This is a genomic window from Asaia bogorensis, assembly GCF_900465345.1.
GTDB classification, from domain to species: Bacteria; Pseudomonadota; Alphaproteobacteria; order Acetobacterales; family Acetobacteraceae; genus Asaia; species Asaia bogorensis_A.
This window is the reverse complement of record NZ_UEGO01000004.1, coordinates 96,974-109,828: the sequence shown is the minus strand read 5'-3', so window position 1 is coordinate 109,828 and position 12,855 is coordinate 96,974. Positions and strand designations below refer to the sequence as shown.

General features: G+C 57.3%; 12 protein-coding genes. 9 read left to right on the top strand and 3 right to left on the bottom strand.

Going from position 1 to position 12,855, the window contains the following annotated elements; all coding sequences use genetic code 11:
- Nucleotides 1-66 precede the first annotated feature (66 nt).
- The 6 genes from ED655_RS02545 to ED655_RS02520 all read left to right on the top strand — a co-directional run bounded on the left by ED655_RS02545 (nt 67) and on the right by ED655_RS02520 (nt 6,338).
- Nucleotides 67-1,533: a sugar porter family MFS transporter gene (locus ED655_RS02545; RefSeq protein ID WP_240993452.1), complete on the top strand. Its 1,467-nt coding sequence runs from the start codon at nt 67-69 to the stop codon at nt 1,531-1,533.
- A 15-nt stretch (nt 1,534-1,548) separates the two neighbouring features.
- Nucleotides 1,549-2,670: a Gfo/Idh/MocA family protein gene (locus ED655_RS02540; protein WP_122048847.1), complete on the top strand. Its 1,122-nt coding sequence runs from the start codon at nt 1,549-1,551 to the stop codon at nt 2,668-2,670.
- 184 nt (nt 2,671-2,854) lie between these two features.
- Nucleotides 2,855-3,244, top strand: a complete 390-nt coding sequence (locus tag ED655_RS02535) for a tautomerase family protein (RefSeq protein WP_122048846.1) — start codon at nt 2,855-2,857, stop codon at nt 3,242-3,244.
- Between the two features lie 25 nt (nt 3,245-3,269).
- Nucleotides 3,270-4,100 (top strand): TIM barrel protein, encoded by an 831-nt coding sequence (locus tag ED655_RS02530; RefSeq protein ID WP_205835969.1) that lies wholly within the window; start codon nt 3,270-3,272, stop codon nt 4,098-4,100.
- 312 nt (nt 4,101-4,412) lie between these two features.
- Nucleotides 4,413-5,873, top strand: a complete 1,461-nt coding sequence (locus ED655_RS02525; RefSeq protein ID WP_122048845.1) for a catalase — start codon at nt 4,413-4,415, stop codon at nt 5,871-5,873.
- Nucleotides 5,874-6,023: 150 nt separating this feature from the next.
- Complete coding sequence (locus tag ED655_RS02520) at nt 6,024-6,338, top strand: hypothetical protein (RefSeq protein ID WP_122048844.1); 315 nt, start codon at nt 6,024-6,026, stop codon at nt 6,336-6,338.
- 108 nt (nt 6,339-6,446) lie between these two features.
- Here the strand turns inward: ED655_RS02520 and ED655_RS02515 are convergent, their stop codons facing one another.
- Nucleotides 6,447-7,367 carry a LysR family transcriptional regulator gene (locus ED655_RS02515; RefSeq protein WP_162993353.1) on the bottom strand — a complete coding sequence of 307 codons (921 nt, stop codon included), beginning with the start codon at nt 7,365-7,367 and terminating at the stop codon, nt 6,447-6,449.
- Nucleotides 7,368-7,463: 96 nt separating this feature from the next.
- On the opposite strand from ED655_RS02515, the gene ED655_RS02510 reads away from it, so the two are divergent.
- The 3 genes from ED655_RS02510 (at nt 7,464) to ED655_RS02500 (ending at nt 10,162) form a co-directional block, all read left to right on the top strand.
- Nucleotides 7,464-9,113: an alpha-keto acid decarboxylase family protein gene (locus ED655_RS02510; RefSeq protein ID WP_122048842.1), complete on the top strand. Its 1,650-nt coding sequence runs from the start codon at nt 7,464-7,466 to the stop codon at nt 9,111-9,113.
- A 93-nt stretch (nt 9,114-9,206) separates the two neighbouring features.
- The gene (locus tag ED655_RS02505; RefSeq protein ID WP_122048841.1) at nt 9,207-9,821 is read left to right on the top strand and encodes a YitT family protein; all 615 of its coding nucleotides are present in this window, start codon (nt 9,207-9,209) and stop codon (nt 9,819-9,821) included.
- A gap of 47 nt (nt 9,822-9,868) precedes the next feature.
- Entirely contained in the window at nt 9,869-10,162 is a 294-nt protein-coding gene (locus ED655_RS02500; protein ID WP_122048840.1) for a DUF1330 domain-containing protein, read from the top strand.
- 104 nt (nt 10,163-10,266) lie between these two features.
- Here ED655_RS02500 and ED655_RS02495 read toward each other — a convergent pair whose 3' ends face one another.
- Both ED655_RS02495 and ED655_RS02490 read right to left on the bottom strand, forming a co-directional pair.
- Nucleotides 10,267-11,361, bottom strand: a complete 1,095-nt coding sequence (locus tag ED655_RS02495; RefSeq protein WP_122048839.1) for a tyrosine-protein phosphatase — start codon at nt 11,359-11,361, stop codon at nt 10,267-10,269.
- Between the two features lie 430 nt (nt 11,362-11,791).
- Nucleotides 11,792-12,805 (bottom strand): LacI family DNA-binding transcriptional regulator, encoded by a 1,014-nt coding sequence (locus tag ED655_RS02490; RefSeq protein ID WP_122048838.1) that lies wholly within the window; start codon nt 12,803-12,805, stop codon nt 11,792-11,794.
- Nucleotides 12,806-12,855: the final 50 nt, after the last annotated feature.

Genomic DNA, 12,855 nt, shown 5'->3' with positions numbered 1-12,855 from the left:
CCATCTGAAACACGGTCTCTGACTGTCTCACCCGGCGGAAAAACCGTCGGGACAGGAGAATCTTCGATGAGAAGAGTAAAAGACGTCGTCATGGTCGCGTCCGAGCGACATGACGTAGGCTATGTCCTGCGTATCTGCGCTATTGCCGCTCTGGGCGGAATTCTGTTCGGTTACGATACATCGGTCATTTCGGGGGCGATTTCGCCCTTGCAGGAATATTTCCACCTCTCCCCTGCGCAGACTGGCTGGGCCGTATCCAACGTGGTGATCGGCTGCATGGTCGGCGCCATGATTTCCGGCACGATGGCCGACAAACTGGGGCGGCGCATGACGCTGTTCATCTGCGCCCTGCTTTTCAGCCTGCAATCGGTCGGGACAGCGCTTGCGACGGACTTCACCTGGTTCGTGGTCTATCGCATGCTCGGTGGCATTGCTGTGGGTGTCGCATCGGCTGTCTCACCTATGTACATGTCTGAGGTTTCGCCCAAGGATATGCGTGGCCGTGCCCTGAGCATGGAGCAGTTCGCCATCGTGTTCGGTCAGGTGGTTGTGTTTATCGTCAATTACCTGATCGCGCGTTCCGCTACGCCGGAATGGCTGCTGGATATGGGCTGGCGCTGGATGTTCGGCTCTGAAATCGTGCCTTGCATCCTGTTCTGCGCAACAATCTTCTTCATTCCGGAATCACCGCGCTGGCACGTCCTCAAGGGTCGTCACGACGAGGCGCTGAAAACGCTCACCCGTATTTCGAATGAGCATCACGCCCGCAACCTTCATGCTGAAATCAAGCAGTCTCTCGGTGCCGTCGCGCAGTCATCCCTGGGCTTTACGAAGGTTCTGGGTGATGCGCGTGCACGCTGGATCATTTTCGTCGGGGCCAGCATCGCTGCGCTGCAGCAGGTCACCGGCATCAATGTCATGATGTATTACGCCCCGATGGTGCTGAAATCGACCAGCGGAAGCCTTCAGGCCGCGCTGTTCCAGACAATCTGGATCGGTTTTGCGCTACTGGCCGGCTGCATCATCGGGGCCTGGATCGTGGATCGTCAGGGTCGCAAGCCGCTGATGCTCTGGGGATCGATCGGTATGGTGCTGGGTCTGCTCGTCGTGTCATGGGGGCTTTACACACAGTCCACCGGCCTCATGGCGCTGACAGGGATGCTGGTATTCATGCTGATGTTCGGCCTGTCATGGGGTCCGGTATGCTGGATCCTGATTTCCGAAATCTTCCCCAACCGTTTCCGTGCGGTCGGCATCAGCCTTGCCGTCACGTCGCAATGGGGCATGAATTTCGTGGTCAGCCAGTTTTTCCCGATGCTGAGCGAAAACAAATATCTGACCGAGCACTTTCATGGCGCCTTCTCCATGTGGCTTTTCGCAATCCTTGGATTGTTTGCCCTGTGGTTCGTCATGAAATTCGTGCCTGAGACCAAGGGCGTTTCCCTTGAGAAGATCGAGGACACGATGATCAATCATCGTGCCCAGTCGAATACGGCGGCCAGTGTCGCGGTCAACTCCACCCGTCATGTCTGAGCGAGGGGAAATCTGATGAGAAAGACCATTCGTGTCGGCCTGATCGGCACTGGTTTCATGGGCAAGGCCCACGCTCTGGCCTATCAGGCCGCGGGCAATGTTTTTGATGATATCACGCGCCCGGTTCTGCATGCCGTGGCTGATATCGATGGCAGCAGGGCCGAGCAGTTCAAAAACCAGTTCGGTTTCGCCAAGGCGCTGACTGACTGGCAGGCGCTGGTGGCTGATCCCGAAATCGATGTGATCTCGATCACGACACCAACGCTGTTTCACAAGGAGATGGCCCTTGCCGCCATTGCCGCGGGCAAGCATGTCCATTGCGAAAAGCCGCTGGCTATCAGCGCGGCCGACGCTCTGGAAATGACGCTGGCGGCTGAAAAAGCCGGTGTGCGCAGCGCCAGCGGGTTCAACTATATCAAGAACCCACTCCTGAAATATGCTCGTGAGATGATCGCCTCGGGCGAACTGGGCGAGATTACCGATTTCAACGGAATCCACGCTGAGGGCTTCATGGCTGACCCCGCCACGCCCTGGTCATGGCGTTGCGATCCGGCAGGCGGGCAGGGGGCGATTGCCGATGTGGGCAGCCATATCATCGCGATTGCCCGTTATCTTCTGGGGCCGGTCAATACGGTCTTTGCCAAGCTCGACACACCCATCAGAACCCGTCCTGTCAGCCCCGGTGCCAGCGAGCACCGCCAGGTGGGAGTGGATGATATCGCGCGTATGCTGGTCTCGTTCGAGCGGGGATGCTCTGGTACATTACAGGCCAACTGGCTGGCGACCGGTCGCAACATGCAGCTTGCGTTTCAGGTTTCCGGCAGCAAGGGCACGCTGGCTTTCGATCAGGAGCGGATGAATGAACTCCAGTATTTCAAGGCTGGTGAAGATCCGCGCAGCAACGGCTTCAGGTTGATCGAGTCCGGACCGCAGCATGCGCCCTATGGCGCGTTCTGCGTGGCGGGCGGTCATCATCTGGGCTTCAACGATCTCAAGACGATCGAGATGGCCGAGTTTATCCGCGCCATTGATCAAAACAGGACGGCCAGCCCCGATTTCCGAGAGGCCTGGGAAGTTCAGCGCCTGATCGATTCAGCGGTGATGTCCGACAGGGACAAGAGCTGGATCACGCTCTGACGCGTCCTCAGACTGTACCCTTGGTGCTTATCGCCGGGGTGCCGTCAGGGAACGCTGCGCGGGGGAAGACAATGGACGCCCCGCAGGGGTGATGGGGCAGTGCACCTGTCATAGTCCCTGCGTCAACACATCATCACGATGCCGGACATGCCTTGTATCGGCATCCACCATTCGGGAAAAAACGATGCCGCTACTTCATTTCCATGTGGTCGAAGGACGAAGCGACGACGATATCAAGGCGATGCTCGACGCGGTTCATGAGGCCATGCTCGAAACGTTCGAGGTACCACGTGGCGATCGCTATCAGATCGTTTCGGAGCACAAGAAAACACACCTGATTGTTGAGGATACCGGGCTTGATATACCAAGAACAGACAAGGTTCTTCTTTTGCAAATGTTCACAAGGCCAAGAGGTGATGCCAAAAATGCCGCGTTCTATAAATGTCTGACTGAGAGACTCCAGACAAGCTGTGGTATGGCCCCTTCGGATGTCATGGTTTCGGTGGTCGAGAACAACGATGCCCATTGGTCCTTCGGCCATGGTCGCGCCCAGTTCCTGACCGGAGAATTGTGAGCATCCGCCTCCAGGGAGAAGAGCCATGATGCCCCCCGAGACCGGTTTGCCTGATCAGACGGACGCCCAGCCTTTCACGCTGGCTGTCTGCGCCGAAATGCAGTTTCTTGATCTGCCCTTTATCGAGCGTGTCAGACATATCGCGCGTGAAGGATTCATGATCGAGATATGGGACTGGACGCGCCACGATCTCAGGCGGCTTGCCGCTACGGGGGCGAAATTCTCGTCCATGACCGGCTACATACGCGGCACATTGGCTGACGAAAGTGGTGCACGGGAAATGCTGCACACTGCGGCGCAGTCAATCCGCGCTGCGCATGAGTTAGGGGCACCAAGGCTCAATCTGCATGGCACTGGCCTCGACTCCAGCGGGCTACCTGTGCGGCCCAGCCCGAACGGCGCCGATGGAGGCATGTGGATGAAGGCGCGTGACACGCTGGCGCGCCTTGCCGAACTGGCGGCGAGAAACGACGTGATGTTCGTACTCGAAAATCTCAATGCCGCAGTCGATCATCCCGGCGTACCCTTTGGCCGTGCGCAGGAATGTCTGGCATTGGTGCAAAGCGTCGATCAACCCTCTCTGCGCCTGATGCTCGATCTGTATCATGCGCAGATTGGCGAGGGGAATCTGATCGCCCTGATCGAGCAGGCGCTTCCCTATATCGGGGAGATACAGGTGGCCGATGTGCCCGGGCGTTGTGAGCCGGGGACGGGCGAGATCAACTATCCGGCCATTGCCGGTGCGTTGAAGCGACTGGGCTATACGGGTGTGATCGGGCTCGAATCCTGGGCTGAGGATGGTAATAGCGAGCGCGCCTTGCGACGCTTCGCGTCCAGTTTTCAGGTCGGCCTGTAAAGGGCTGCGTCCTGTCTGATCAGGCTCGACCCTGTTTCCTCAGAACAGGGCGAGCATGTCAGCACGTACCGGAAAGTTCTGTGCGTCGTCAGGTGCAACTGCCGAATCGTCGGAGCGTTGTTGAGTCACCAGCAAGAATGGTGGGCTGGGACAATAATATAGATTAAATGATAGTCATTCGCATCTAGGGTCGATATGATCCCGAGACCGTTCTACGGGCTTTCTTCATAAATATTCTCGATAAGAGATCTTCGGAACCAGCAAGCGGATACGCGCTTATAGCTACACGTATTCCACCACCGGAGAGCTCCGATGTCTGATGAACGTCTGAAGAACACGACCACCGATTCTGGCGCGCCTGTCGCCAGCACCGATTATTCTCTGACTGTCGGGGCCGACGGCCCGATCCTGATGCATGATCATTATCTGATCGAGCAGATGGCGACCTTCAACCGCGAGATGATCCCCGATCGTCAGCCCCATGCGAAGGGCGGCGGTGCGTTCGGTCATTTCGAGGTCACACATGATGTCAGCGCCTATACCAAGGCGAAATTCTTGCAAAAGGGCCAGAAGACCGAGACCGTAGTACGTTTCTCCACGGTCGCTGGTGAGTCCGGCAGTCCTGACACATGGCGTGATCCGCGTGGCTTCTCGGTGAAATTCTACACCGAAGAAGGCAATTTCGACATGGTGGGGAATAACACCCCCGTCTTTTTCGTGCGCGATCCGATGAAGTTCCAGCATTTCATCCACTCGCAAAAGCGCCGTGCCGATAACGGTCTGCGCGATAATGACATGCAGTGGGATTTCTGGACACTGAGCCCGGAATCAGCCCATCAGGTCACGTGGCTCATGGGTGACCGCGGTATCCCGGCAAGCTGGCGTCACATGGATGGCTTCTCAAGCCATACCTATCTGTGGGTCAACGAGGCGGGCGAGCGCTTCTGGGTCAAGTATCACTTCAAGACCGATCAGGGCATCAAGTGCCTGACGCAGGATCAGGCCGACAAGCTGGCAGGCAGCGATGCGGATTATCACCGTCGTGATCTGTTCAATGCGATCAAGCGCGGTGAAAACCCGAGCTGGACGCTCAAGATGCAGATCATGCCCTATGAGGATGCCAAGACCTATCATATCAACCCCTTTGACCTGACAAAGGTCTGGCCGCAGGGTGAGTATCCGCTGATCGAGGTGGGCAAGCTCACGCTCGACCGTAATCCCACGGATTTCTTTGCCCAGATCGAACAGGTCGCTTTCGAGCCGAACAATTATGTGCCTGGCACGGGTCTTTCACCGGACAAGATGCTTCTGGCGCGTTCCTTCGCCTATGCTGACGCCCATCGCGCCCGCCTTGGCGTGAACTACAAGCAGATCCCGGTCAACGCCCCCAAATGTCCGGTCCATTCCTACTCCAAGGGCGGCACGATGCGTTCGCATAATGTGTCCGATCCGGTCTATGCGCCGAACTCCAAGGGTGGCCCGGTGGCCAATGGTGAGCGCTTCCCGGAAAATGCCGTGTGGGCCGCGGATGGTGAGTTCGTGCGTGCGGCCTACACGCTTCGCCCGGATGACGATGATTTCGGTCAGGCCAATGCTCTGGTAAACAAGGTCATGGATGACGCTGCTCGCGAACGTCTGGTCCAGAATGCCGCTGGTCATATTGCCGGTGGCGTCGAGGAGCCGGTGCTGTCGCGTGTGTTCGAGTATTGGTCCAACGTCGATGAGAAGATCGGGCAACGTATCAAGGACGCTGTCCTGTCCCAGAAGGGCTGATCGGTCGCGTCTACCGCACCGGCTAAGGACTTTCGCAGGAAAGGGGTGCCGCAGGGCGCCCCTTTTTTAATTGCATCATCCGGATTGCCGCCCGATTGTATCTTTATCGAAACAAGGGTCGCAAATGTGCGCGGCACAGGAAGGATGAGCATGGACGGCCAGGTACCGATGTGGAATGGGCATGAGTCATTCTGGGCCATGGCATCCTACCCCAATCCCGAACCATTTCTCAGCCTCGGTGATGTCCTGTTTCTGATTGCGTTGTTCGGTTTGTATCAGGCGATACGCGAGAGTTTCAGGAGAACGCTCTCACCGCTGCAATGGATCGGGCTTGTAACCGTGACGGCGCTTATCGGCTGGGGCGTCGTTTTTATGGTGTGGGGGAGTTATGTTGCGATAACCTTGTCCGCCATCCCCCAACTTTATCTGTTTTGTCTGACAAGACCGCGCAAAGTTGATGCATGACAGTAACGGTATGTTCTGCCACCATGACGCAAGCTCGCCTCGGGCTTATGAGAGCTTCGAGCCACTCACACGCGCAGCCGGGTCGCGATATTGCGCATAGGGTGCGTTTCAGCTCTCAGTGGCGGTATCAGGTTCAATGAAATGCGCTTGGCAGACGCGCCTCCAGGCCTCGCCTGCCTTTGAAAGCGTGTGATCCTTGCGGGTTGCCATCACCAGATCGAAGCTGATACTGGGTGACAGAAGCTTCAGGGCGGTCAGGCCAGTCATGCGGCTATCCCGGCAGAGAAGCGAAGGCACGATCCCCAGCCCGACCCCAGCCCGCACCATTGCCATCAGAAGATGGATATCGCTTGTGCGCCCGGTCACATGGGGCTGCGCCGAATGGCTGGCAAAGGCACTCATGATGAAATCGTTGATCTTGAAATCCTCACGCAGCAGGACGATGCGTTCGTCCAGAATGTCGTCCAGACGGCAATGATGCGCTTCGGCCAGCGGGTGCTGGCTTGGGACGACAAGGGAGAGATGATCTCGCCCCAACGGATAAAGACGCAAATCCCGCTCTGCTGCGGGAAGGATGAGGGCCGCAATCTCCGTTTTGCCGCTACGCAGGCGCGGTATCAGTCGATCGGATGGACATTCGTCGATTTCCAGCATCACATCCGGATATCTGCGGCAGAAAACGTCGATAATGGCCGGAAAGCAGATCGAAGCGATGGCAGGAGGAACAGCCACGCGCAGCGGGCCTTCCACGGTTTCTCGTGTCTCTGAAAGCCGCTCTCTCAGGCTTATTTCGTCATTGACCGTTCTTTCGGCGTAGCGGCGGAATATCTGCCCCTTTTCGGTCAACTGGATGGATTTCCTGCCGCGCACGATCAGGCTTGCCCCGATCTTGGCCTCAAGATTTTGCACACTCTGGCTGATCGATGGCTGGCTGATATTGAGCGCCTGACTGGCACGAACAAAGCCTCCCTCGCTGATCACGGCGAGGAAATGGGTAAGCTCACGAAAGGTGATCTGCGCAGACGACATAGCCATAATCCTATATATAGCATAAAAATATCATATTATCTTATATATTGCGAAGCATGTATGACCGGCTTGTCCTTATCTGACGAGAGGCTAGCCATGAGCGTGACTGTCATAGAGCATCTGCTGAACCGCGTTGCCGATCTGGGCATTCGCCACGTCTTCGGTGTCGCAGGTGATTACGCCTTCCCGATCGAAGATGCGGTCTGTGCCCGCGATGACATGATCTGGGTAGGAAATTGCAACGAACTCAACGCCGCCTACAGTGCTGACGGATATGCGCGTGTGAATGGCGTTGCGGCCCTGAGCACGACTTTCGGCGTGGGCGAACTCAGCGCGCTGAACGGTGTTGCCGGGGCTTTTGCCGAGCATCTGCCAATTATCCATATCGTTGGTATGCCCGCCTCATCGGTGCTGGGCTCTGACAGGCTGGTCCATCACTCACTCGCCAATGGTAATTTTCTGGCCTTCTACAATGCTGCCGCCGATTTCACCTGTGCACGGGTCATTCTCACTCCGGAAAACTGCGTCCAGGAAGTCGAGCGTGCCATTCACACGATGCTTGATGAACGACGCCCGATTTACTTCGGTGTTCCGTCCGATATCGCCGGCAAGCCGGTGGCGCAGGCTGCGCCACTCGCCCTTCAGCCTAAGCAGAGCAACCCGGATGCCCTATGCACGGTCATCGCCCGTATTCTTGCGTGTTTCGAGAAAAGCGCACGATCCTGCGTTCTGCCTGGGATCCTCGCTACGCGTTTTGGCAATCAGGCTCGCATGCAGGATTTTCTCGATCGTACGGCGCTCCCCCACGCCACCATGTTTGCCGATAAGAGCGTCGTGAGAGAAACCGCTCCGCACTATCTCGGCCTCTATTACGGCCATCTGCTCCATGAAAATATCGCCGATTTCGTGGAAGGGTGCGATCTGGTGCTCGGGATCGGTATGCAGCAGACAGATTTCAACACCGGCGCGTTTACGGCGAAACTCGCTGAAGAGCACCTGATCAACATCATGCCGGACCATGTTGTTTTTGGTCATGAGATCATCAATGGCGTGATGATGCACGATGTCCTCGATGGGCTTTGTGCCCAGGCAGACATGATCCGGCGTTTCGAGGGCGAACTGCCTGTACAGGCGCGTCCTGTTGCGGGAAATGAGCCCTTCATTTCCTCCGCGACGCTTTATCATGATCTTCAGTCGCTCATCAGGCCGGGTGATATCATCGCCGCCGAAACAGGCAACGCCTCAATGGGTATGGCGGAAATCCGTCTGCCAGAGGATACAGGCTATCATAATCAGACCCTGTGGGGGTCTATCGGCTGGGCGACCCCCGCCTCTTTCGGTATGGCGATGGCTGCACCATCACGCCGGGTGATCCTTGTGACGGGCGAGGGTTCGCATCAGCTGACGGCTCAGGAACTGAGCCAGTTCGGTCGCTTCAGGAAACACCCTGTCGTGGTTGTCATCAATAACGATGGCTACCTGATCGAGCGGCTTTTGTGCAAGGACGGTGAGACCTATTACAATGATCTCGCCCAGTGGCGTTATCATCTCCTGCCAGCCGCGCTCGGATGTGACGACTGGGCCGTCAGCACCGTCTCGACACGCGATGAGCTCGAGGCCGCTTTCGCCGCCTGCAACGCGGATACCTCACGCGGTCATTTCATCGAGGTCCGCATGAGGCGTTACGATGCGGCACCCGTCGCGATGGCGATGCATGATGCCGTGGGAACGCTCTACGGCGACTAGCCCGCTCACACACTGAAAAAATGATATCTACCCGGCGGTTTCCTGCTTGCAACAGCGGACCGCCCGACCCAGCATCAAGGACAAGATCCGGAAATGACCACGCCGCACGTACCGGCCCTGCGGCACTCGCTCGCAGAAGATATCTATGCCTTTTTCATCGGATGTTCCCTGATCGGCATGGGCATATTGTGCCTGCACAAGGCCGGGCTGGTGACGGGAGGCATGGCCGGCATTGCGCTTTTGCTGACCTATCTGGTGCCTGTTTCGCCGGGTAATCTGTTCACCCTGATCAATTTCCCATTCCTGCTTTTTGCCATACGCGCCATGAGCACGGGGTTTGCCTTCAGAACCATGCTGGCAAGTTTTGGCGTGACCTTCGCTGCCGGGGAAATGCCACTGGTGATAAACCTCTCCTACATAAACCCGCTGTTCTCTGCCCTGTTTTCAGGCACGATGATCGGACTTGGAATACTGTGTCTGGCCCGTCATCAGGCAGGGGTCGGGGGTACGGGCATCATATGCCTGTGGTTGCAGAAAGTGCGCGGCATCAATGCCGGGCGTGTTCAGATTACGCTCGACGCTGCCGTTCTTTCGATTTCAGCATTCTATCTGCCGATCGACAAGGCTGCCTTGTCGGCCCTCAGCGCGGTAGCGACAAGCGGGGTGCTGATCGCCTTTCACAGACCTGGCCGTTACATCGGACATTGAGTCCGTCTGGCCGCACCAGTCATCATCTATCCGAAGGGAAAAGCTTCATGAGTGTCTATATCGTTTTCACCAAAGAGCGCGTTCTCGACCCGAGCGAGATGGAGACGTATTTTTCTCTTGCTCCGGCGACAATCGACAAGCATCCCCTTACCCCGATCGTTTTTTATGGTGCACAGGAATGCCTGGAGGGGGAGGGGCCCGAAGGCATCGTCATCCTGGAGTTTCCAGATCGTGCGGCAGCAATGGCCTGGTATGAAAGCGATGCTTACCGTAAAGCCCGTGAACATCGTTTTCGCGGAGCAGTTTATCGCGCCACGCTCGTGGACGGCACGTCCAGATAAGCCCTTGCCAGCAGCGCCTCTGCTGCCGGGCGAAACTGGAAAGTCTGGGGCCTGCCTCCTCATGGCGGCCCCTCGGTCCCGGACCTGGGGCCACCACCTGTCGATTAGTCGAGATAGGCGTCGCGCAGCGCCTTGATCTGTGCCGGACCGACATCGAGGACCTTGGCCAGATAGGCATCAACCGAGCCATATTGCTTGCGGATCGAGGCAAAGGCCGCTTCAAGATAGGCAGGGTCGGAATTGAGCAGCGCACTCATGGCAGGGGATGCTGCCATGGCCCCACCGTTTTTGGGGTCATTCATCGCGGCCTTGAAGCTGGGCGTCATATGCGCGCGAAGCAGATCACCACTCATCGCATAATCGCTCAGGATCGTCTGTTCGGGCACACCCAAAGCATAGAGAATGAGTGCAGAGGCAAATCCGGTGCGATCCTTGCCCGCGGTGCAGTGAGTCAGGGTGGGGGTCTGATGCGCTACAAGGCGAGCAAACAGCGCCTTCAGCTCAGACGCGTAGTAATCCGGCATCTTTGCATAAAATGCCTCCATCAGCGCCTTGGCCTGGGTCTGATCCATCTTCGCCAGACGTGATTTGTCCGTCATGTCACCCGGCAGAACAGGCTTCTCCGAGGGATAGAAAGCGGGTGGTTTTTCCTGCCCGCTGACCTGCCAGTGCGTCGGCTGTTTCTGCTGTTCCGCCTGCGTGCGCAGATCGGTCACGCTTTTGATGCCCAGCGTGTCGACCAGCGCATAATCGGCGCTCGTCAAGCCGCCGGGCGCGGCCGAGCGGTAGAATTCGCCCCAGCGCACATGATGATGGTCTGCTGTTTCATAACCGCCCATATCGCGGAAATTTGCGACACCATCGAGCGGCAGAACGCGGTTCGCAACCCACTGCCCCGGCTTGCCATCAACCGGCTTGATGAAGAAATAGACACGCCCCTGTCCCGGGAGCGGGGAAATCACACGGGCTGCGCCGCTGTCATTGTGCTGCTGCACAAGGGTCAGACCCTCTTTGCTGGCGGTACGGGAGGCGAAGATATCGACGGTGCCGAGGCCATGGGGCCAGACCAGAGTGTACTGCGGCACCATTGTCACATGAGCCGTGGCGAGGCTGTTCGTGTCCGTTGCGGCACTGGCAAGCGGGGGCGAGGCAAGGGCTGTAGCGGTGAGCAGGGAAACAAGCGCGTTTTTAAGAAACATGGTTCTCTCATTCTGGCAGGTCCTCCGCACGTAACCGGACAGGGGCGGGGATACTGGCTTCAGGTAGTCTTGAGGGGAGGATGGTCCCGGCTGGCGTTGACTCTTCCCTCGTGCGTTTTGAACGGACGCAGCGTGATGACGACGATCATGCTGCGTTACTCCGGATTGGGAGTTTCCAGAATGGAGGGTAATCTCGTGTGTTGGTAATGCGATGTATAGTTAAATTTTTATTTCATAAATATTATAGGTAATATTGTTGTGATTTATAGTGATGATCATGGCGTCTGGAGTATCTCCTGGCGATACATGACTGATGAGGGCTATCGGCAGCCTTGATGACCGCCTGATTTGCCGCCTCGCCATGATGAGATATTCTCTGTTCTCCTGCTCCCGCACTGGTCATACAGGCAGGATCTCCAGCGCGTGCCGATCAGACGGTCTCGCGTGTATGAACCGATAGCGGAATGATCGGGCCATCGAGTGGGGCAGTGCAGCGCCCCAGATAGTGGCTGAGAGTGGAAAGTGCCGTTCGCGCCTCAAGCATGGGGTTCTGATCGAGCACAATATCGATCGTGCCTGAGCGCAGCAATGTGGCACGATGGGGTGTCAGCTCGTGGGTGATAAAAACCGTCTTATCGGCCATATTCTGTTTTTCCAGAAGGCGCGCAATGGCGTCGGCCCCGGTCGAGAAATGATAGATGCCTATGATATCCCTGTGTGCCTGCAGGAGCTCGTGCACGACATCGGCGGCGCGATCGTCATTTTCATGGCATTCGAGGGCAGGCGTGGGCTGTAGCGCATGATAACGCTCGTCCAGTGCCTTCATGAAACCGGCATAGCGTTGCTGATGACCGATATAATGCATGGTGCCAGCAATCAGCGCGACGCGCCCTTCGCGCGGGCCGAGCAGACGGCCCATCATGTCTGCGGCAATACGCCCGGCCCGATAATTATCCGACCCGATATAGGCGAGCCGTTCCGGTGCGGTGATGTCCGAGGCGATGGTAACCACAGGCAGTTTCTTGCCTGCAACGGTAACTGCCTGACGAATGGCAGGATGATCGGGCAGGCACAGGATCAGACCATCATAGTCGCGTGACAGGCTGGCGATGAGCGTAGCCGCCCGCTCCGGGTGCCCGATTGCGGCATGATGCTCGAAACAGGCAATGTTCTGTTCGCGATAGGCTGGCATGATCTGACGAAAGGCATCCTGCAAGGCCGCATGAAACGGATTGCTGGGTGGCTGCGTGACAACCGCGATGCGCGCCAGTCGCGCGTGAAGGGCAACGAGCTTGCGCCCATCTCCCAGTTCCCGTGCGGCCTTGAGCACCACGCGTTCCTTATCGAGTCGCACGCCGCCACGCCCGTTGATGACACGATCGACCGTCGCAGTCGAAACCCCTGAATAGCGGGCGATATCCTGAATGGTGGCGCGCTGGGACATGGATTCTCCAACGGGAATGTGATGTTGAAAATGTTATCTATCTCATGTTG

What these genes read in the sequence shown, in the direction of transcription:
- ED655_RS02545 (WP_240993452.1), top strand. Translation starts at nt 67, where the DNA reads ATGAGAAGAGTAAAAGACGTCGTCATGGTCGCGTCCGAGCGACATGAC.
- ED655_RS02540 (WP_122048847.1), top strand. Translation starts at nt 1,549, where the DNA reads ATGAGAAAGACCATTCGTGTCGGCCTGATCGGCACTGGTTTCATGGGC.
- ED655_RS02535 (WP_122048846.1), top strand. Translation starts at nt 2,855, where the DNA reads ATGCCGCTACTTCATTTCCATGTGGTCGAAGGACGAAGCGACGACGAT.
- ED655_RS02530 (WP_205835969.1), top strand. Translation starts at nt 3,270, where the DNA reads ATGATGCCCCCCGAGACCGGTTTGCCTGATCAGACGGACGCCCAGCCT.
- ED655_RS02525 (WP_122048845.1), top strand. Translation starts at nt 4,413, where the DNA reads ATGTCTGATGAACGTCTGAAGAACACGACCACCGATTCTGGCGCGCCT.
- ED655_RS02520 (WP_122048844.1), top strand. Translation starts at nt 6,024, where the DNA reads ATGGACGGCCAGGTACCGATGTGGAATGGGCATGAGTCATTCTGGGCC.
- ED655_RS02515 (WP_162993353.1), bottom strand. Translation starts at nt 7,367, where the DNA reads ATGTCGTCTGCGCAGATCACCTTTCGTGAGCTTACCCATTTCCTCGCC.
- ED655_RS02510 (WP_122048842.1), top strand. Translation starts at nt 7,464, where the DNA reads ATGAGCGTGACTGTCATAGAGCATCTGCTGAACCGCGTTGCCGATCTG.
- ED655_RS02505 (WP_122048841.1), top strand. Translation starts at nt 9,207, where the DNA reads ATGACCACGCCGCACGTACCGGCCCTGCGGCACTCGCTCGCAGAAGAT.
- ED655_RS02500 (WP_122048840.1), top strand. Translation starts at nt 9,869, where the DNA reads ATGAGTGTCTATATCGTTTTCACCAAAGAGCGCGTTCTCGACCCGAGC.
- ED655_RS02495 (WP_122048839.1), bottom strand. Translation starts at nt 11,361, where the DNA reads ATGTTTCTTAAAAACGCGCTTGTTTCCCTGCTCACCGCTACAGCCCTT.
- ED655_RS02490 (WP_122048838.1), bottom strand. Translation starts at nt 12,805, where the DNA reads ATGTCCCAGCGCGCCACCATTCAGGATATCGCCCGCTATTCAGGGGTT.